Annotated in this window: 24 protein-coding genes; 10 read left to right on the top strand and 14 right to left on the bottom strand. The window is 64.7% G+C overall.

Features of this window, described 5'->3' with window-relative positions; genetic code table 11:
• Positions 1 to 19 precede the first annotated feature (19 nt).
• Positions 20 to 946, top strand: coding sequence for a S49 family peptidase (locus AV929_RS02420; RefSeq protein WP_014039345.1), 927 nt, complete (start codon positions 20 to 22; stop codon positions 944 to 946).
• Position 947: 1 nt separating this feature from the next.
• Positions 948 to 2,024: a DUF4350 domain-containing protein gene (locus tag AV929_RS02415; RefSeq protein ID WP_014039344.1), complete on the top strand. Its 1,077-nt coding sequence runs from the start codon at positions 948 to 950 to the stop codon at positions 2,022 to 2,024.
• Between the two features lie 78 nt (positions 2,025 to 2,102).
• Here AV929_RS02415 and AV929_RS02410 read toward each other — a convergent pair whose 3' ends face one another.
• The 5 genes from AV929_RS02410 to AV929_RS02390 all read right to left on the bottom strand — a co-directional run bounded on the left by AV929_RS02410 (position 2,103) and on the right by AV929_RS02390 (position 5,216).
• Positions 2,103 to 2,420: a DUF5783 family protein gene (locus tag AV929_RS02410; RefSeq protein ID WP_014039343.1), complete on the bottom strand. Its 318-nt coding sequence runs from the start codon at positions 2,418 to 2,420 to the stop codon at positions 2,103 to 2,105.
• A gap of 123 nt (positions 2,421 to 2,543) precedes the next feature.
• Positions 2,544 to 2,777, bottom strand: coding sequence for a hypothetical protein (locus tag AV929_RS02405; RefSeq protein ID WP_014039342.1), 234 nt, complete (start codon positions 2,775 to 2,777; stop codon positions 2,544 to 2,546).
• 95 nt (positions 2,778 to 2,872) lie between these two features.
• The gene (locus AV929_RS02400; RefSeq protein ID WP_014039341.1) at positions 2,873 to 4,336 is read right to left on the bottom strand and encodes a DHH family phosphoesterase; all 1,464 of its coding nucleotides are present in this window, start codon (positions 4,334 to 4,336) and stop codon (positions 2,873 to 2,875) included.
• 75 nt (positions 4,337 to 4,411) lie between these two features.
• Positions 4,412 to 4,957 carry a hypothetical protein gene (locus AV929_RS02395; protein ID WP_014039340.1) on the bottom strand — a complete coding sequence of 182 codons (546 nt, stop codon included), beginning with the start codon at positions 4,955 to 4,957 and terminating at the stop codon, positions 4,412 to 4,414.
• 4 nt (positions 4,958 to 4,961) lie between these two features.
• Positions 4,962 to 5,216 (bottom strand): hypothetical protein, encoded by a 255-nt coding sequence (locus AV929_RS02390; RefSeq protein ID WP_023843099.1) that lies wholly within the window; start codon positions 5,214 to 5,216, stop codon positions 4,962 to 4,964.
• 216 nt (positions 5,217 to 5,432) lie between these two features.
• Here AV929_RS02390 and AV929_RS02385 point away from each other — a divergent pair, with 216 nt between their 5' ends.
• Positions 5,433 to 6,158 carry a PspA/IM30 family protein gene (locus tag AV929_RS02385; RefSeq protein ID WP_050007731.1) on the top strand — a complete coding sequence of 242 codons (726 nt, stop codon included), beginning with the start codon at positions 5,433 to 5,435 and terminating at the stop codon, positions 6,156 to 6,158.
• Positions 6,159 to 6,194: 36 nt separating this feature from the next.
• Here AV929_RS02385 and AV929_RS02380 read toward each other — a convergent pair whose 3' ends face one another.
• The 6 genes from AV929_RS02380 to AV929_RS02355 all read right to left on the bottom strand — a co-directional run bounded on the left by AV929_RS02380 (position 6,195) and on the right by AV929_RS02355 (position 10,368).
• Positions 6,195 to 6,983 carry a uroporphyrinogen-III synthase gene (locus tag AV929_RS02380; protein WP_064287334.1) on the bottom strand — a complete coding sequence of 263 codons (789 nt, stop codon included), beginning with the start codon at positions 6,981 to 6,983 and terminating at the stop codon, positions 6,195 to 6,197.
• On the bottom strand, positions 6,983 to 7,744 hold the full coding sequence (gene cobA, locus AV929_RS02375; RefSeq protein WP_014039336.1) for a uroporphyrinogen-III C-methyltransferase: 762 nt from the start codon (positions 7,742 to 7,744) through the stop codon (positions 6,983 to 6,985). The genes AV929_RS02380 and cobA overlap by 1 nt, the downstream gene beginning before the upstream one ends.
• On the bottom strand, positions 7,741 to 8,895 hold the full coding sequence (gene hemC, locus AV929_RS02370; RefSeq protein ID WP_064287332.1) for a hydroxymethylbilane synthase: 1,155 nt from the start codon (positions 8,893 to 8,895) through the stop codon (positions 7,741 to 7,743). Before hemC ends, cobA begins: the two co-directional genes overlap by 4 nt.
• Before the next feature lie 56 nt (positions 8,896 to 8,951).
• Positions 8,952 to 9,224 (bottom strand): hypothetical protein, encoded by a 273-nt coding sequence (locus AV929_RS02365; protein WP_050007730.1) that lies wholly within the window; start codon positions 9,222 to 9,224, stop codon positions 8,952 to 8,954.
• Positions 9,225 to 9,287: 63 nt separating this feature from the next.
• Positions 9,288 to 9,833 carry a CDP-2,3-bis-(O-geranylgeranyl)-sn-glycerol synthase gene (locus AV929_RS02360; protein WP_050007729.1) on the bottom strand — a complete coding sequence of 182 codons (546 nt, stop codon included), beginning with the start codon at positions 9,831 to 9,833 and terminating at the stop codon, positions 9,288 to 9,290.
• Positions 9,834 to 9,993: 160 nt separating this feature from the next.
• Positions 9,994 to 10,368, bottom strand: coding sequence for a NifU family protein (locus AV929_RS02355; protein ID WP_014039332.1), 375 nt, complete (start codon positions 10,366 to 10,368; stop codon positions 9,994 to 9,996).
• A 145-nt stretch (positions 10,369 to 10,513) separates the two neighbouring features.
• On the opposite strand from AV929_RS02355, the gene AV929_RS02350 reads away from it, so the two are divergent.
• Positions 10,514 to 11,038 (top strand): helix-turn-helix domain-containing protein, encoded by a 525-nt coding sequence (locus tag AV929_RS02350; protein WP_014039331.1) that lies wholly within the window; start codon positions 10,514 to 10,516, stop codon positions 11,036 to 11,038.
• 32 nt (positions 11,039 to 11,070) lie between these two features.
• Here AV929_RS02350 and AV929_RS02345 read toward each other — a convergent pair whose 3' ends face one another.
• Positions 11,071 to 11,544 carry a DUF6789 family protein gene (locus AV929_RS02345; RefSeq protein ID WP_050037459.1) on the bottom strand — a complete coding sequence of 158 codons (474 nt, stop codon included), beginning with the start codon at positions 11,542 to 11,544 and terminating at the stop codon, positions 11,071 to 11,073.
• 148 nt (positions 11,545 to 11,692) lie between these two features.
• Here AV929_RS02345 and AV929_RS02340 point away from each other — a divergent pair, with 148 nt between their 5' ends.
• Positions 11,693 to 12,265, top strand: coding sequence for a peroxidase-related enzyme (locus AV929_RS02340; protein WP_064287330.1), 573 nt, complete (start codon positions 11,693 to 11,695; stop codon positions 12,263 to 12,265).
• Between the two features lie 25 nt (positions 12,266 to 12,290).
• On the opposite strand, the gene AV929_RS02335 is transcribed toward AV929_RS02340, so the two are convergent.
• On the bottom strand, positions 12,291 to 12,458 hold the full coding sequence (locus AV929_RS02335; RefSeq protein WP_014039328.1) for a zinc ribbon domain-containing protein: 168 nt from the start codon (positions 12,456 to 12,458) through the stop codon (positions 12,291 to 12,293).
• Between the two features lie 144 nt (positions 12,459 to 12,602).
• On the opposite strand from AV929_RS02335, the gene AV929_RS22170 reads away from it, so the two are divergent.
• The 5 genes from AV929_RS22170 (at position 12,603) to ribB (ending at position 16,147) form a co-directional block, all read left to right on the top strand.
• Positions 12,603 to 12,740 (top strand): hypothetical protein, encoded by a 138-nt coding sequence (locus tag AV929_RS22170; RefSeq protein ID WP_004964745.1) that lies wholly within the window; start codon positions 12,603 to 12,605, stop codon positions 12,738 to 12,740.
• Between the two features lie 82 nt (positions 12,741 to 12,822).
• Entirely contained in the window at positions 12,823 to 13,803 is a 981-nt protein-coding gene (twy1, locus tag AV929_RS02330) for a 4-demethylwyosine synthase TYW1 (RefSeq protein ID WP_064287328.1), read from the top strand.
• 314 nt (positions 13,804 to 14,117) lie between these two features.
• Positions 14,118 to 14,522 (top strand): hypothetical protein, encoded by a 405-nt coding sequence (locus tag AV929_RS02325; protein ID WP_023843095.1) that lies wholly within the window; start codon positions 14,118 to 14,120, stop codon positions 14,520 to 14,522.
• Positions 14,523 to 14,787: 265 nt separating this feature from the next.
• On the top strand, positions 14,788 to 15,486 hold the full coding sequence (locus tag AV929_RS02320) for a DUF120 domain-containing protein (protein ID WP_008311261.1): 699 nt from the start codon (positions 14,788 to 14,790) through the stop codon (positions 15,484 to 15,486).
• The gene (gene ribB / locus AV929_RS02315) at positions 15,473 to 16,147 is read left to right on the top strand and encodes a 3,4-dihydroxy-2-butanone-4-phosphate synthase (protein ID WP_064287326.1); all 675 of its coding nucleotides are present in this window, start codon (positions 15,473 to 15,475) and stop codon (positions 16,145 to 16,147) included. Before AV929_RS02320 ends, ribB begins: the two co-directional genes overlap by 14 nt.
• A gap of 136 nt (positions 16,148 to 16,283) precedes the next feature.
• Here ribB and AV929_RS02310 read toward each other — a convergent pair whose 3' ends face one another.
• A complete protein-coding gene (locus AV929_RS02310) occupies positions 16,284 to 16,514 on the bottom strand; it encodes a hypothetical protein (protein ID WP_008311264.1) in 231 nt (76 codons plus the stop codon).
• Between the last annotated feature and the right edge of the window lie 95 nt (positions 16,515 to 16,609).

Genomic DNA, 16,609 nt, shown 5'->3' with positions numbered 1-16,609 from the left:
AGCGAATCTATGTTGTCGCATGAACAACCCAATCGATAGACGGGTCGCAACTGCCCTCCAATCATATACGGTACTTGCGGTTATCGCCATTCTCATTGGTGCCGCCGTCGTGCCGTATGCGGCGTCGGTCGCCGAGGGTGACGAACAGTACGTCGCTGTAGTGAACATCGACGAAACAATCTCCGGCTCTAGTTCACAGGACACGATACAGGAGCTCCGCGAACTCCGCAGCAACGAGTCGGTCGAAGCGGTCGTCCTCCGGGTATCGAGTCCAGGGGGAAGCGCCGCCGCCAGTGAATCGATGTATCTGGCGGTCAAGCGGCTCTCGGCCGAAAAACCGGTGTATACGAGTGTGAACCAGTACGCCGCTTCCGGCGCGTACTACACCGCGGTCCCGAGCGACCGCATCTACGTGACGCCGGCCAGTCTCGTCGGCCACGTCGGCGTCATCGGAACCGCGCCGAGCGACGGTCTGAGCTCCGCCGCCACCACTGGACCCGACAAAGCCCATCGAGGTATGACGCGCGACCAATACTACGCCAGTCTCGAATCAATGAAGCGGGCCTTCGTCGGGGCAGTCATGACCGAACGCGGTGACAGGCTCAACGTGTCCCGCGAGACTGTCGCTGAAGCGTCAGCCTATCAGGGCGGTCGCGCGGTCCAGACCGGCTATGCGGACGAAGTCGGTGGACTCGAAGCCGCGATAGCCGGCGCGGCCGAAGCCGCCGACCTCTCGGAGTATCAGGTCGTGTACCGCAACCCCGCGGACCCACGGGGGCTGTTCCTGCTCAGTGGCGGGAGTGAAGCCGGTGGGAACGCTACCGTCGCCGCCGAAGGCGCACCGTACACGTTCCAGGGCGTCGACACAGTCCACTTCCTCATGATATACGGCACGCCGGAAAATCAGCAAGTCGTCTACAACAGCAGCGCACAGGGAGGTGCCTGAAATGGCAGCCAATAGCTCAAGTACGGTCGTTCGAGCAGGATTCTTCGTCGGTATCCTCATCCTCTCGGCGGTCGTCGGCACCGTAGCAATCGGCGGTGGTGGTGGCAGTCAGGCGGCCCCCGATGTAACCCAGGTGAACGCCCCGTCGTTCAACAGCGACGAGTCCGTCGCGACGCCGGCAGCCGAGAGCGGTGACCTCTCGATGTCGGCTGACGCGTCCGGGAAGGTCGTCGTTATCGACGTCGCTCACGCCGGCGACATCGACCGCGAAGCGCTCACACCGCTCGTATCGACCCTGACCGAGAACGGAGCGACGGTACGCTACCACGTCGGTGAGCGACAGAGCGGAAGCCCGCTCAACGAGTCACTGCGTTCGGCTGACGCCTTCGTCGTTCTCGGCGCGGAACAGCGCTACACCGAGAGTGAGATGAACGGTCTGACCGAGTTCAGCGATGCAGGCGGTCGCGTGCTCTTGCTGAACGAGCCGTCACAGGCGAGTCCCGCCGGACTGGGGCTGTTCGGCCCGGTTCGCTCCGATAGCGTGACCATGCCGATGGCCCCACTGGCGAGTCAGTACGGCCTCTCGTACGGGAACGGCTACCTGTACAACATGCACGAGTATGACACCAACTACCAGAACGTCTACGCGACGCCGACGGGCGATACGGAACTCACAGAGGGCGTCGACCGAACGGTCTTCTACGCCGCACTCCCCGTTCAGGGTGGCGACACCGTGGTCACTACGACGGAACAGACAACGCTCTCGAAGACCCGGCGACAGGACACGTACGGCGTCGTTGCCCGCTCGGGGAACGTCGTCACCGTCGGTGACACGAACGTCTTCACACAGGAGTTCCTCTACCGGGCCGACAACGAACAGCTAGTCGGGAATCTGCTTGACTTCCTCGTTACAGGCGAGAAATCACCCGCAGACGCACCACAGCCCGCAGACTCCGGCGAGTCCGGACCTGGCGGCTCGCTCCCTGGTGCCGGAACGGGCGGTGGCGGCGCACTGCCGTCCGAGCCGGATTCAACCCCAGCGCCCGAACCGAACGAGACCATGAGGGCCGACCAGTAGGGCGTCACCGCCCGCTCTCGTCGGAGATACCGGCAGAACAGGAATAACGCAGCAATTGCCGAACCGCGGCGAGTGCAGTCAGTCGTCGATGTCGAAGACGCGGCGCAGTTCGCGCTCAATCTCGTCGACGTATTCGGAGAGCACGGCGTCGAGTTTCTCGTCGTCGACGATGATCGCCGAGAGCCGCTCGGTCGGGTTCTCCGGCAGTTCGACACTGAACTCGCCGTCCTCGTAGAACGGCTCCGACTCGTTGAGGACCTGCTGGTCGATCGCGTGGACCAGTTCTGAGTCGTACGCGTCGTTCATCCGCTCGAAGGCGTTCTTGTAGGCCTTCTGGAGCTCCGGGAAGTAGTTCGCGTACTTGTCCTCGAACTTCTCGGGGTCGAACTCTGTCATTGTCAGAACGGTACAGGGCTGGGGATAAAGATGGCCCGATGTTCATACTGTCGGCTGTACGTCTGTGACGAATTTCGCCTCCCAGGGGTGGCGACTATCCAGACATAGTTACGGCCGACAGTATCACCGTTGTATCGTGCGTGCGTCCTTCTGGGGGAGATACATCGTGAGATACGCGACGAAGCAGATGCCGAAGATGCCACCCAGGACGAGAAAGACACGGATGTCCAGCCTGGCGATAGCTGCGATAATCTCTTGCAGCGTCGTCCGCGGATTCGCGAAGCCGAACGTCTCAGTGTAGGCTAGCAGGCCGGCGACGACGACGAGCGCGATATCGAACAGGCCCCGAGAGTCCATCGTGGGGTGTTCGGAGAAGCGGACGTATAGCTTTTATTGCTGATACTGGTGGCAGCGTCGTCAGTCACCCTACCGCGCTGTTTGTGACGGCTTGGTTACGATACCTGCTCGCTGATAATCTCGTCGGCCGCCTCGATGAACGCCGATTCCTCGCCGGTCGGGATAGTCGCGCCCGCCGCGATGTCGTGCCCGCCGCCATCGCCGCCGACGGCCTGGGCGGCGTCGCGCATCACGACCGAGAGGTCCACGCCTCGGCCGACCAGCGGGCCGGTCGCCCGCGAGGACACTTTCGTCTCGTCCTCGTCGGTGCTGGCAAAGGCGATGATTGGCTTGTCCGAATCGACGCCGTCGGTCCCCAGCGCCATCCCGGCGACGATGCCGACGATGGTCTCGCGGATGGCGTCACCGGCGTCGAACCACTGGACGGTCCCGGCCTGGGTGACGCCGCGCTCCTTGACGAGCGTGAGTCCCTCCGAGAGGTTCCGGCGGTGGTTCGACAGCAGTGTCCGCGCCCGCTCCAGCGGTGCGTCGCGCTCGCCGAGACAGACCGCCAGTCCCACGTCCGCTCGTTCGTAGCGGGCCGTGGCGTTCAGGAGCGTCGAGAACTCGCTCGCATCCCGGAGTTCCGTGCCGCGCGGTTCCGCAGTCAGCGTGTAGGTCGTGCCGATGAGCGTCTCGATCTTGTCCGCCGGGACGCCGCGCTCGACGGCACGCTGGACCAGCCCGCTGGCGACGGTCTGGCGCTCGTCGTCGGAGAGGTCCGCCCACGTCCGCCAGTCTCCATCGGCTTTCAGGTCCAGACCGAGGCCTTCGAGGAACCGCGTCGCGCCAGCCTGATCGTTCGAAATCCCTGGAATCGGAACTTCCGTGGCGTACTCAAGTAGCTTCGGCAGCGGTCGGGTCTGTTTGCCATACAGCGAGAGGTCGGTGCCCTCCTCCAGCACGTCGGCGGCGATGCCCTCCTCGACGAGACCGGCGTTGGCTCCGACGAGTTCCCCGCCGACGGCCTGCATGTCCCCGACTGCGCCGACGACCGCCAGCGCGGCGAGGTCGCGGTTGTCAGTCTCCCCGGTCGAGAGCGCGCGGGCAAGGACGTACGCTGCGCCTGCACCCGAGAGCTCCGACGCGCCGTTGATACCTTCGAGTAGCGGATTGAGATGCGTCTCGAAGTCGGCGTAGCCGTCGGTGTCGACGACCGCGTCGGAGTGGCAGTCGTCCGGGGCCGACGGCTGGTGATGGTCGGCAATGATCGCCTCAAAGTTGCCCGCGGCGACGTGTTCGGAGATCACGTCGAGCTGGCCGGACCCGAAGTCCGTGAACAGCACGGTGTCGTACTCCCGAGCCGCGATGCTCTCGATCTCAGCGGCGTCGAGTTGCTTCTTGAACACGGTCTCGACGGGGATGCCGGCCCGCGACAGCGCCGCGGTGGCGATGGCGGCGCTGGTCAGCCCGTCGGCGTCGATGTGGGAGGCCAGCAACACGCGGTCGGCCGCCCGGAGTCGGTCGGCGCAGGCGGCCGCGCGGTCGGCGAGCGCTGGAACGGGGCCGGTCGTAGTCATCGTACCGAGGATAGGTGCGCTCCGGCATAAAAACGTTCAGACGCGCAGTCAGTCGTCCCGGAGCGGCCTGCCCCGTCAGGCGACCTTCCGCTGGTCGCTGAGCGTGACGGTCCGGTCGGCCGTCTCGACAGTCGTCCGGATGGTTATCCAGCCGTCCGCCTGTTCGATAGCGTAGGCGTCGCGGAACGACAGGTCGACGCGCCGGGTCGTGGTGTAGGACTCGTCAGCTTCGAGCGTCCCCACGTCCTCGGAGCCCTCCCAGACCACGTCACCGTCGTCGGTGGAGTTCCCGGCGTAAATCCGCGTGTAGACGGTGATTTCCGCCGCCGTACTGTTCTGCTGATTCGTCAGCGTGGAAGTCACGTCACGACAGGTCTGGCCACACTCCTCGATGGAATCGACGGTGAACGCAAACGGCGGGGTACTGGCCGCGCCGCCGTCAGCATTGGTTCCGTCCTCAGTGCTGGCGGTATCGCTATCAGGCGTCTCCGTCGGGAACTCCGAGAGGTCCTGCCCGCTGCTTTCCGCCTGGAACGGGCCGAGGCCGGCGACGAACGCGCCGCCGACACCCGCGAGCAGGAGCACGACAGCGCCGCCGACGGCGAGCAGCTTTCCGTTCATCGGTCTACGTCCCGGCCCCTGTCGCCGCCCCACTCACGTCCGAGCCGGGGCTGTCGTCGCTCCCACCGGCGAGGAACTCCTGAATCGCTTCGATGATCGTTGTCACAAAGTCAGGGACCTGATCCGGGAGACCGCCGGGCGGGCCGACGGCGTTCGTCCCGTCGTCACCGTCCACCGCGGGCGCAGCCGCGGCCGCCGCTGTGAAGAGTGTCAGCGCGAGCACCAGCGTGCCGACCGTGCGCAGTAGGGTTCGTGTCATCGTCGTCCATCGATTGATTCCGGCACCCCATCAAGTAGTCAGACGGTAAGCTCGAATAACCGCGGATTTCCGTCGTTTTAGCCGATTAACCCCGTATTAAATCGAGTAATACCCTGTTATTATAATGGCTACAGTCATACGAGGTGACATGAGTGTTGTCACGACCGAGCCGCAGTCGGTATCGCTTCGAGTTCCTGTCCGACCGGAGCAATCCCGATGAGTCTGCTCCAACGGTTCGCGTTCGCCATCCGCGCCAAGCTCAACGCCCTGCTCAGTCGGACTTCGGACCCGGCGGCGGAACTTGACTACTCATACGAACAGATGCGGGACGAACTGCAGGACGTGACCCGCGGTATCGCCGACGTGACGACCCAGAAGAAACGGCTGGAGATACACCGAACCCGGTTGCGGTCGAACGTCGAGAAACACGACACACAGGCCCGGGCCGCCCTGCAGGAGGGGCGCGACGACCTCGCGCGCCGGGCGCTTGAGAAGAAGCAGGTGAACGTCAGCCAGATAACAGATCTAACGGGCCAGATCGACGACTTACAGGAGACCCAGGACCGGCTGGTCGGCAAGCGGGCCGAACTGAGCAGCCAGATAGAGCAGTTCCGGACGAAAAAAGAGACGATGAAAGCCCGCTATCAGGCCGCCGAGGCGTCGGCGCGGGTTTCGGAGGCGTTTACCGGCGCTGGCGACACGATGGCCGACGTGCACCGCTCCATCGAGCGCGCGACTGAGCGCACGGAGCAGATGGAGGCGCGCGCGGCCGCGCTCGAAGAACTCGAAGAAAGCGGCCAGCTCGAATCGGTACTCGACGACGGTGACTCCATCGACCAGGAACTCGACCGGCTCTCCAGCGAGCGGGCCGTCGAGAACGAACTGGCGACGCTGCGGGCCGAGATGGACGAGCGCGAGGCCGTCGAAGAGGCCGCAGAATAGCTCCGAAGAAACGCCGAAACCGCCGTCCGAGTCTCGTTACTCGTAGTGTGTCGGGGCCGCCGCCTCGACGGCCTCGCAGGCCAGCGCCTCGAAGTCGGCCTGGTCGGGGACGACGTCGACCGAGATGCCGGCGTTTTCGGCCGTCTCCCGCGTCGGCTCGCCGATTGCGCCGACGGTTGCCTCGTTCAGCCCATCGATTGCGGCCTCGCGAACGCCGCGGTCCGCGGCCGCATCGAGGAAGTGCTCGACAGTGAGCGAGGAGGTGAACAGCGCGGCGTCGAGGTCGCCGCTGGCTGCCAACTCCGCGGACTCGCCCGATCCCGCTGGCCGGACCAGCCGGTACAGCACGGTCTCGTGGACGTACGCGCCGGCCGCCTCCAGTCCGTCAGTCAGCACCGCAGAGCCGTGGTCCGACCGGGCGACTTCGACTTTTGTGCCGGCCACCGCCCCGGACAGCGTTTCGACGAGTCCCGTCGAAGAGTACTCCGCGGGGATGATGTCGACGCCGTAGCCGGCCTCGTGAAGCGCCTCGGCGGTCGATTCGCCGATGGCACATACCGTCATCTCGCCGGGGTCCCAGCCGGCTTCGGCGGCGAGTTCGACGCCGGTCTTGCTGGTCAGGACGACGTAGTCGGCGTCGGTGCGCGGCGTGACCGGGCCGTCGTCGCCGTCACCGTCGGTGTCGCCGGCCGCCGCTGGTTCGACCGCCAGCATCGGGTCCGGGACCGGGTCGGCGCCGAGCGATTCCAGCAGTTCGACCGCGCTATCGAGGCGGTCGTCGGCAGGCCTGAAGGCAGCCACGCGGAGGCGCGGTTCCTCGCGCATCAGTACCCCTCCAGGAACTCCACCACCCGCTCGCGCTCGCCGGCCACCTCGCCGATGACGGTGATCGCGGGGGGTTCGATATCGGCCTCATCGCGGACCGAGACGATACTGTCGAGCGTCCCGGTAGCGACTTGCTGGTCCGGCCAAGTGGCACGTTCGACGAGGGCGACCGGCGTATCGGGGTCCATCCCCGTCTCGCGCAGGGCCTCGGTGTACTGCGGCAGTTTGCCGACGCCCATCAGGACGACGAGCGTGCCGCCGGTCGCGGCCAGGGCCTCCCAGTCGACGGCCGATTCGTCCTTCGTTGGGTCCTCGTGGCCCGTGACGAAGGAGACCGAGGAGGTGTAGTCCCGATGCGTGACCGGAATCCCGGCGGCTTCGGGGCCGGCGATAGCGCTCGTAATTCCCGGAACGATCTCGACGGGAATTCCGTTCTCCGCGAGATGGGCCAGTTCTTCGCCGCCGCGGCCAAACACCATCGAGTCGCCGCCTTTCAGTCGGACAACGGTGTTACCCTCCTCGGCGAGTTCGACCAGTCGGGCGTTAGTGTACTCCTGGGGCGTCCACTCGCCGCCGGCGCGTTTGCCCACGTCTTCGCGTTTCTCCTCGGGAATCATCCCGATGATTTCGGGGCCGGGGAGCTTGTCGTGCAACACCACGTCGGCCTCCTCCAGCAGGCGCTTTGCCTTGACTGTCAGCAGGTCCGGGTCGCCGGGACCGGAGCCGACCAGATACACCTTGCCGGGTGCAGCGTCCGTCATTCCTCGTCTTCCTCCCGTGCCGTCGCGGCGTCGTCGTCGGCGCCCGTCGAGTCCCGCTTGGCCTCGGCGATGAGATCGTCAGCACCCTGCTCGGCGAGTTCCGCCGCGAGGTCCTGTGCCGCGTCGATATGGTACTCGGCCGGAATGTCACGGCCGACCGACACCTCCTCCGTCCCGTCCTGTGAGAGTACGCGCACCCGCGTGTGGACGACACCGCCCTCCAGGTGAGCGTGGACGCCGATAGGTGCGACACAGCCGCCGCCGAGCTCTTCGAGGATCGTCCGCTCGACGGTCGTCTCGACGCGCGTCTGGGGGTCGTCCAGCCGGTCTTTGATGTCCAGCGCGAGGTCGCCGTCGACAGCGGTCACCGCTAGTGCGCCCTGTCCCGGAGCCGGCACAAACTGGTCGGGGTCAAGGTCGGACATCCCGACGTAGCGCGTGAGACCGGCCCGGTGAAGGCCTGCCTTCGCCAGCACGATGGCGTCGTACTCGATGTCCGGGTCCCGCTCCATCGCCCGCCGTTCGAACTCGGTGAGGTCGTCGAACCACTCCTCGACCGTGCGGTCGTAGGGGTGTTCTTCTTCTTCGTCAGTGTCGGGGTCGCCAGCGTTGCCCTTCCGCTCCTGTTCGGCCTCGTGGCGCTCCTGATGTTCCTGCTGGAGCGACGGGGCCAGCAGCTTCGCGATGCGCGTGTCGACGTTGCCCCGGAGCGGTTCGACGGTGAGGTCGTCGTGCTCGGCGAGCAACTGTGCCTTGCGTCGCAGGCTCGACGTGCCGACGGTCGCGCCTTCCGGCAGTTCATCGAGCGAGCGGCCGTCCGGCGTCACCAGCACGTCCTCGGCGGCGGCCCGCTCGGGGACCGCCGCGACGACGAGGCGCTCGGGCCGTTCGGTCGGCATGTCCTTCATCGAGTGGACCGCCGCGTCGAGTTCGCCGTCGAGCACCTTCTCGTCGAGGCTGCGAACGAACGCGCCGGTCTTGCCCAGTCGGTGGATGAGTTCATCCCGTATCTGGTCGCCCGTCGTCTCCACCTCGACGAGTTCGACCGACAGCCGGCGACTGCTCAGCGAATCCCGGACCGTCGCCGCCTGGCGCAACGCGAGGTCAGAGCCCCGCGTCGCTAGTTGCAGTGTCTCCCCGCGTGTTGTCATACCCGACACTCCACGGTCAGCGCGTAAAAACGCACTTCTTCGTCGATTCGATGTCGTTACGCAGTCGTCTCGGGGAGCACAGTTCCGAGCACGCACTGCGAAACGAATCCCGCGGCGAACGTCGTCGCGCCGCCGGCGACGAGGGCGAAGTCGATCAGTCTGTTGAGCGTGTCGACGGGACCGACGCTTACCGTGAGGACTACGTACGCGTGCAGGAGCACGTACATGATCGGCAGAAAGACCGCCGTACAGAGCACGCCAGCAGCCGTCGCACGTCTAATGGTCGGCGGGGCACGTCTACCGACCGGGAGGGAGGTGGCCAGGGCCATCGAGTGTGCGTTGTGGGCGATAGAAGTAGTTCTATTGGAAAACGCCACGGGCCGCTACAACTGTTACCACGGCTCGTTTTTCAGCCCGAGCAGGTAGGCGAGACCGTTGGTGACGACGTGTAACACCGGCGTCGCGACGACAACGACGACCAGCGCCGGGAGCGTGAACGTCTCGGTGAACCACGACGGCGCGGCCACAAGCGCACAGAGCAACGCCCCGACGACGAAATCCAGTTGATCCAGTCCGGGGAACGCGGCGCCGCGCTCGCGGCCCGTCCGGCGTTTGAGGAATGACGCGCCGATGTCCCCGAGCATCGCGCCGAAGGCGAGTCCAAGCCCCGCACGGAGCGGAAACGTCGGGAGGTCGGTTCCCAGGGCAGCGCTCACGCTGGGCGCGGCCTGTGTCAGTCCGAGCGCGAGCAGCGTCCCGGCGGCGGTTCCGATCAGTGTCCCGCGCCAGGTCTTGCCGTCGCCGAGCACCCGCCGCCCGCCCCAGGTCCGACCGCCGTCTATCGGTCTGCCACCGCCAGCGAGTACCGCGGCGTTGTTCGGGATGTACGCCGGCAACATCGCCCACAGCGCCCAGACGACCGTATCGACCGTCTCCATATCCCCGCCGTCTGGCCCCGTCGTCTTAATCTGTGTGACTCGCTGCTGCAGTGATGGTTGCTTGCGCTGGTTCGGATGCGACGAGCCAGAGACGGCGACTCACAGAGACGCTTCCACACCTGCGGCTAGCCACGAATCTAAAAAAGATCGAGAGCTGGCCTCAGAACGGCGCTTCGGGGCCTTCGTCTTCGTCGCCGCCGACGTCGCCGCCGCGGGACTCGCCGGGGAACGAGGGACTCATGCCACCGCTGCCGCCGGACATCCCTTCCTGCTGTTCCATTCCGGTTCGGGCGGTGACCTCGTTTATCTCCGGAATCTCCTTGGTCATGCGCGTCTTGATGGCCTGAATGGTCATCGGCGAGATGCCACAGCCGGAACAGGCGCCGCCGAGGCGGATGGTGACGCTGCCTTCCTCGCGGTCGATCTCCTCGATGGCCGCGCTCCCGCCGTGCATCTGGATCTGGGGGAAGTTGCGACGCAGGAAGTTCGTGATTCGCTCGCGCAGGTCGTTGGCGTCCTCTGTGTCAGTGCTCATAGTGAATTGTATTCCGTCCCGGGAGGGCTTAGACCTTTGGACTAACATCTATATGACGGGCGAGAAACCGCGACCCGCCGGCACCCGCCCGTAGTTACTCCGACCATACCTGAAGCTTCTACCGGCGGGGTGAGTAGCCCGTCGTATGACACCCTCCGCCGACGAACCGCGACTGTTCGAGTGTGCGACCTGCGGCGGCATCGGTATCGGCGAGAACCGGCCGGAGTGCTGTGGCCAGCCGATGGCGGCGACCGAGGCGACGGACGCGGCGGTCAGCGAGCCGTCGCTCGAAACCCTGCTGCAGACCGTCTTCGAGATGTCCGGTACCGAGCTGGACGTCTGTCTCTGCGTGATGGAGGGCGGTGAGTTGACCGTGGCAGCACTGGCCGAACAGATCGGTTACGACCGGAGCGTCGTCGCGCGCCATCTCAACCATCTCGCGGAGTTCGGCGTCGTCGAGAAGCGCCGGCGAATCAGGCCGGAGGGCGGGCATGTGTACGTCTACACGCCACAGCCGCCTGAAGTAGTGCGTGAGCGGCTCCGCGGGGAGTTCCTGTCGTGGATTCGGCTGGCGACTGCGCAGTTGGACGACCTGCAGCGCGAGAAGGTCGAGGCGATAGCCGACGCCAGAACCGACGAGCGACAGTGGACCGTGTTTCAGGAGCAGTAGCGGCGACCGCGACGGCTCAGGTACGGCCGATCTCAGATGCGGTCCGCGGTCACGGCGTAAACGACCGCGAGGACGCCCCCGTAGACGACGTGCCACAGCAGCGACGGCGGCGCGAAGTTCGGGAACGGCGGGGAGGCCGGCGAGCCGACCGCACCGAGCCAGACTGGCATCAGAAGCGCGGCAAAGAGCACCCAGGTGGCGACGCCCCAGCCGACGCCGAGCCCAAGCAGTTTGCCGGACGATTCCAGATTGAGGACCCTCGCCAGCCCGGCGAACATCACGCCCATCACGGCCCCATGGGAGAGGTGGACGACGAGGCCAGCCGCTGGGCTCGGCGGCGGCGCGAGCCCGTACAGGGACGGGATTGCGACGGCGAGCGTCGCGGTGTTCATCACGAGAATCAACGCGCCCATGACGGCGCTCCCGGCGATACCGCCGAGCACGCCGGCTTTCCAGTTGCCGGTACTGACGTCGTACGTCTGTGTCGTCTCTGTCGTCGTTGACATGCATACGAACGGTCGCGCCGCCTAGCAAAAGAGCCGGCGTGGCTGTTCGACCTCGTGCCACGTCCCCGGAAGAACTATACACCAGCTCTCGCCAGCCATGGCCAGACAGGCAGCTAACTTTCAAGCCGCGGCCGGACGGACGTGTGGTATGGCAGACTCCGACACAGTGATGGCTCGGTTCGAAACCCCCGACATCGACGACCTCCCCGAAGACCTGCAGGAACGCATCGAAGAGGAGACCGAACGCGCCGGCTTCACGCCGAACATCTTCCCGGCGATGGCCTATCGTCCCTCGCACTTCCGGGCCTTTTTCGCGTACCACGACGCGCTGGTCGAGCAGACGGCGCTGGAACGCGAGGAAGTCGAGCTGATAATCGTCGCCGTCAGCGGCGTCAACGACTGCCTCTACTGTATCGTCGCCCACGGTGCGCTGCTGCGTATTTACGCCGACGCACCCAAGCTCGCCGAACAGGTCGCCGCGAACCACCGAACTGCGGACATCAACGAGACGCACAAGGCGATGCTTGACTTCGCGGTGAAACTGACCGAGTCGCCCGCCCGTATCGAGGACGCAGACCTCGAACGGCTGGGGGACCACGGCTACAGCCGCCGCGCGATCTGGGACATCGGCAGCGTCGCCGCCTTCTTCAACCTCTCGAACCGGCTGGCACAGCTCGCCGACATCCGTCCGAACGACGAGTTCTACGATCTGGGCCGCTGACTCGGGGCTTAGTGGCACCCCAACCTCACGCTGCTTCGGCCGGCCGCACCGCCCCAGCGCCACACTCCGGACAGGTCAGGTCCTCGACTGTCGCCACGCGCTGTGCGAACTCGGTCCCGCAGTCGTCACAGCGGAACCGGTAGTGCTGGTCCCCGGAGCCGAACAGCTCGGAGACCGTGTCAAGCACACCCATACTATGTACTCACTATCCGGAGCCCCCAAAATCTTCCGGCTGAGATACATCTCCGCCGGGATTTGATACATATAGCATACATCACAGCGCGTATCTATACACCTAGTAGTTCTGGTCTTGCCTATCAGGGGCATCCACAGGTGTATGAACAAAACACTCTATCTGATGCAGAAGGACAGCGAAACCCGAATCGAAGTTGACGACGATGGCTACGACCGGATCATGGAGAACGGCAACGTCGTCGGCCACCACATGAGCAACCCCATCGTCAAGCTGACGTAAGTTGCCACACGCGGTCCGAGCGTATCGTGACTGACGCGCAACATCCGGGAGTTTTTGCCGCTGGCTGTTGAAGCCGACAGCAATGAGTGACGCCGACGGCGGTCCGAAGCAGGTCTCGGACCCGGCCTACCACAGCGAGAACCACACGGCCGCCCAGACCTGCGGCTGGACGAAAAACGCCCTTCGCGGCGAAGGGAAGTGTTACAAGTACATCTTCTACGGTATCGAGTCCCACCGCTGCATCCAGATGACGCCGGTCGTGAAATGCAACGAGCGGTGCGTGTTCTGCTGGCGGGACCACGCCGGCCACGCCTACGAACTCGGCGACGTGGAGTGGGACGACCCCGCGGCGGTCGCCGACGCCTCCGTGGAACTCCAGCGGAAACTGTTGTCGGGCTTCGGGGGCAACGATGAAGTCCCGCGCGAGGTGTTCGACCAGGCGATGGAACCGCGCCACGTCGCCATCTCGCTGGACGGCGAACCCACGCTCTACCCGCACCTGCCGGAACTCATCGAGGAGTTCCACGACCGCGACATCACCACCTTCCTCGTCTCCAACGGGACCAACACGGAGATGCTGGAGCGGTGTGACCCCACGCAACTGTACGTCTCCGTCGACGCCGCCGACCGCCAGACGTTCGACTCGACGGTGCAGGCGATGGAGGACAACGCCTGGGACTCGCTCATCGACACGCTGGACGTACTGGCCGAGAAAGACGACACCCGCACCGTCATCCGGACGACGCTGGTCAAAGGCCACAACATGCACCACCCCGAGTGGTACGCGGCGATGTGTGACCGGGCCGATGCGGACTTCGTCGAGATGAAGGCGTACATGCACGTCGGCCACTCGCGGGGCCGTCTCGACCGCGACTCGATGCCCGACCACAGCGAGGTCCGGGAGTTCACACGAGAGATGGGCGAGTACCTCCCCGACCACGACGTGCTGAAGGAGGTCGAAGACTCCCGCGTGGCGATGCTCGCCGAGGACGAGAACACATGGGTTCCGAAACTGGAGAAGTCGAGCGAGTTCTGGGAGCAGGATTCGCTCGTCGAGTACTGAGTGCCATGTACGACATCGGGACGCAAGTCGAGCGGAGTGGGACCACAATGCGAACAGCGAAACCGTGAGCGAAGGCAGTCGCTTTTTCGCCTGCTCCGTTGAATAGCGGTTAATCCGCTTGTTCTTACAGATCCAGAGGAATGGAACCGGTGGGTTTGATTCTGTCCTATCGAGAGCGCTCTTTTCGAGTTTGCGTAGGAGTGGAAAGAACTGGCCAGACACCACTCAGGAGTGCCACTCGTAGTGAAAGATCGTAGTCCGAAAGAATAGTATTAAATACATAAGGGGGCGTATTTTCAATCGCGTGAATATTAATGGATCTAAAAAGTAAGCGAAAAGTAAAGGAGTTTCAGGAAGAAGAAATGCCGTCGCTAAAGGATTCAATTGACGACGCAGCGGGTTTTGAGGTCGATCTCGATATCCAGTGGGAATCACTTATCGACGAGAGAGTCAACGAAGAGCTCTGGTTCGAAGGGTGGACGAAAGTCTATTTTCTACCGACAATCAGTGCCTTCGAGGCAATCTGTAGCGACAAATTGGGGCGGGAAGCGCTTGAAGCAGAGCTGGAGTCGGTCGTGTTCAAGAACGTCGCAGGGATGACTGGTGAGATCAACTACAGCGATGGAGTCCTCACGGTTGATAAAGAGCCATGCACCAACATGGACAAAGTCGACAAACGGACAGAGTCCATTGTCTCGTTGCTCGAAGGCAGCCTCTGAATAGCCCAATCGAAACGAATCGGGGCCGATACCCGGTTTCGCGGTCTCATGATGCATTTTCGACCAGTGTCTCCCAGCCGCGTCTTATCATCTATCACAGCAGTGTGATAGGGCCGAACGTGTTAGGCAGCGGCTTGAATTGTATCCAGTAGAAACGGTAAGACGCGCTTCTGCTACCAACCCCGTACCAGTTTTTCTCCGTTCCAAAAGTGGAATGCATTCCACCTTCGGTATGCTTATCCGGCGGGAATCCCTACTGCAATGCATGGCTGAATCAACGGGACAGGGCGTCGGTCGGGACGAACTGGCGACGCTGAAACTGCTCGCCCTCGACGGTGCGCTCGATGAGTCGGCAAAGGTGTCCTGTGCCGATCTCGCGGAACGGCTGGACGCCTCGAACCAGACCGCCTCGCGGCGGCTCCAGCGGCTCGAAGACGCCGGGCTACTGGCCCGGGACATCGTCAGCGACGGGCAAGAGGTCGAACTGACCGGGGACGGTGAACGCCGCCTCCAGTCGGAGTACGCCGACTACCGGCGGATCTTCGAGTCCGACGCCAGCGTCGACCTGACCGGCGTCGTCACCTCGGGGATGGGAGAGGGACGACACTACATCACGCTGCCGGGCTACATGGAGCAGTTCATCGAGCGACTGGGGTACGAGCCGTTCGCGGGCACGCTCAACCTCGAACTCACGGCCGAGAGCGTCCGCAAGCGAGCGCGGATGAGCGCCATCGAACCGGTCACCATCGAGGGGTGGGAAGACGACGAGCGGACGTACGGTCCCGCGTACTGCTACCCCGCCTCGATAGAAGGGAGCGATGGCGAGTACGAGCCGGCCCACGTCATCGCCCCCGAGCGGACCCACCACGGCGAGGAGCAACTCGAAGTAATCGCGCCCGAGAAGCTCCGCGAGGTACTGGAACTGGCCGACGGTGACGAGGTGATCGTCCATGTCTCGGAGTGAGGAAACCGCCGTCGACGCCGACAGCGTGGCCGACGCCGTCGCCGCCTTCGCTCGCGGCGAGCCGGTGCTGATCCACGACGCCGCCGACCGCGAAGGCGAGACCGACCTCGTCTACCCGGCCGGTGCCGTCACCCCCGAAGCCGTCGCTCGGCTGCGGAACGACGCCGGCGGGCTCGTCTGCGTCGCGCTCTCGGACCGCGTCGCCGAGGCGCTGGAACTGCCGTTCATGCAGGAGGTCCTCGACCATCCGACGGCGGCCGACCACGACCTCGCCTACGACGAGCGCTCCTCGTTTTCGCTGACGGTGAACCACCGCGACACGTTCACCGGGATCACCGACGACGACCGCTCGCTGACGATCCGAGAGTTGGCTGCCGCCGCGACGGACCCCGACCCAGAGGCGTTCAGCGAGGCGTTCCGGTCGCCGGGCCACGTCCACCTCCTCCGGGCAGCCCCGGACGGCCTGGCCGACCGCGAGGGCCACACCGAACTCGCGCTCGAACTCGCCGACGCGGCCGACCTGCCAGCGGCCGCCGTCGTCTGTGAGATGCTGGACGACGAGACCGGCGCGGCGCTGCCCCCGGCGGCGGCGCGGGCCTACGCCGAGCGCGAGGGCCTCGTGTACGTCGAAGGGGCAAGCCTGCTAGAGCGGTTCGACTGATACTGGTGGCTGTAGCTGAGACAGAGTAGTCGCCACTCCGTGCCGCAGAATTATTGAGAGAGCAACGTCCGACAGTGTGGGAAGCAGACAGCCAGTGTTTATTTCCAGCAATCACGGGACTGGACCGGTTTGCGAGTCAGAAGGGAGTATCCGCCGCCGCTGCAAGTTGTCTGAGACCGCTGGCGACGAGGTACAGCGTCGCTCCAGTGAACAAGGCGATACCCACGGCCCGAGAGAGCCCGGGCACCGGTGATTCGACGACGCCGGAGAGATTTCGCGTGATGACCTCGGCCTGAATCAGGAGCAGGCCCAGCGGAAGCAACAGGACAGCGACGCTGCGGTGGAGCGACCGCTTCAGGGAGGACATGTGCGGTGCGGACGGCCAGATTCCACTAAAGCGTTTGTGCTCGCCGGGGCAGTGCTCCGTACTGGCCGTACGAGACAACGCGACCCTGACCCGCG

Source organism: Haloarcula sp. K1, assembly GCF_001647155.1.
Taxonomy (GTDB): domain Archaea; phylum Halobacteriota; class Halobacteria; order Halobacteriales; family Haloarculaceae; genus Haloarcula; species Haloarcula hispanica.
The sequence above is the reverse complement of the archived record's forward strand: the minus strand, read 5'-3'. Positions and strand labels throughout refer to the sequence as shown.

Bases quoted from the DNA above. Each gene is read 5' to 3' on its own strand.
- AV929_RS02420 (WP_014039345.1), top strand. From the start codon at position 20: ATGAACAACCCAATCGATAGACGGGTCGCAACTGCCCTCCAATCATAT.
- AV929_RS02415 (WP_014039344.1), top strand. From the start codon at position 948: ATGGCAGCCAATAGCTCAAGTACGGTCGTTCGAGCAGGATTCTTCGTC.
- AV929_RS02410 (WP_014039343.1), bottom strand. From the start codon at position 2,420: ATGACAGAGTTCGACCCCGAGAAGTTCGAGGACAAGTACGCGAACTAC.
- AV929_RS02405 (WP_014039342.1), bottom strand. From the start codon at position 2,777: ATGGACTCTCGGGGCCTGTTCGATATCGCGCTCGTCGTCGTCGCCGGC.
- AV929_RS02400 (WP_014039341.1), bottom strand. From the start codon at position 4,336: ATGACTACGACCGGCCCCGTTCCAGCGCTCGCCGACCGCGCGGCCGCC.
- AV929_RS02395 (WP_014039340.1), bottom strand. From the start codon at position 4,957: ATGAACGGAAAGCTGCTCGCCGTCGGCGGCGCTGTCGTGCTCCTGCTC.
- AV929_RS02390 (WP_023843099.1), bottom strand. From the start codon at position 5,216: ATGACACGAACCCTACTGCGCACGGTCGGCACGCTGGTGCTCGCGCTG.
- AV929_RS02385 (WP_050007731.1), top strand. From the start codon at position 5,433: ATGAGTCTGCTCCAACGGTTCGCGTTCGCCATCCGCGCCAAGCTCAAC.
- AV929_RS02380 (WP_064287334.1), bottom strand. From the start codon at position 6,983: ATGCGCGAGGAACCGCGCCTCCGCGTGGCTGCCTTCAGGCCTGCCGAC.
- cobA (WP_014039336.1), bottom strand. From the start codon at position 7,744: ATGACGGACGCTGCACCCGGCAAGGTGTATCTGGTCGGCTCCGGTCCC.
- hemC (WP_064287332.1), bottom strand. From the start codon at position 8,895: ATGACAACACGCGGGGAGACACTGCAACTAGCGACGCGGGGCTCTGAC.
- AV929_RS02365 (WP_050007730.1), bottom strand. From the start codon at position 9,224: ATGGCCCTGGCCACCTCCCTCCCGGTCGGTAGACGTGCCCCGCCGACC.
- AV929_RS02360 (WP_050007729.1), bottom strand. From the start codon at position 9,833: ATGGAGACGGTCGATACGGTCGTCTGGGCGCTGTGGGCGATGTTGCCG.
- AV929_RS02355 (WP_014039332.1), bottom strand. From the start codon at position 10,368: ATGAGCACTGACACAGAGGACGCCAACGACCTGCGCGAGCGAATCACG.
- AV929_RS02350 (WP_014039331.1), top strand. From the start codon at position 10,514: ATGACACCCTCCGCCGACGAACCGCGACTGTTCGAGTGTGCGACCTGC.
- AV929_RS02345 (WP_050037459.1), bottom strand. From the start codon at position 11,544: ATGTCAACGACGACAGAGACGACACAGACGTACGACGTCAGTACCGGC.
- AV929_RS02340 (WP_064287330.1), top strand. From the start codon at position 11,693: ATGGCAGACTCCGACACAGTGATGGCTCGGTTCGAAACCCCCGACATC.
- AV929_RS02335 (WP_014039328.1), bottom strand. From the start codon at position 12,458: ATGGGTGTGCTTGACACGGTCTCCGAGCTGTTCGGCTCCGGGGACCAG.
- AV929_RS22170 (WP_004964745.1), top strand. From the start codon at position 12,603: ATGAACAAAACACTCTATCTGATGCAGAAGGACAGCGAAACCCGAATC.
- twy1 (WP_064287328.1), top strand. From the start codon at position 12,823: ATGAGTGACGCCGACGGCGGTCCGAAGCAGGTCTCGGACCCGGCCTAC.
- AV929_RS02325 (WP_023843095.1), top strand. From the start codon at position 14,118: ATGGATCTAAAAAGTAAGCGAAAAGTAAAGGAGTTTCAGGAAGAAGAA.
- AV929_RS02320 (WP_008311261.1), top strand. From the start codon at position 14,788: ATGGCTGAATCAACGGGACAGGGCGTCGGTCGGGACGAACTGGCGACG.
- ribB (WP_064287326.1), top strand. From the start codon at position 15,473: ATGTCTCGGAGTGAGGAAACCGCCGTCGACGCCGACAGCGTGGCCGAC.
- AV929_RS02310 (WP_008311264.1), bottom strand. From the start codon at position 16,514: ATGTCCTCCCTGAAGCGGTCGCTCCACCGCAGCGTCGCTGTCCTGTTG.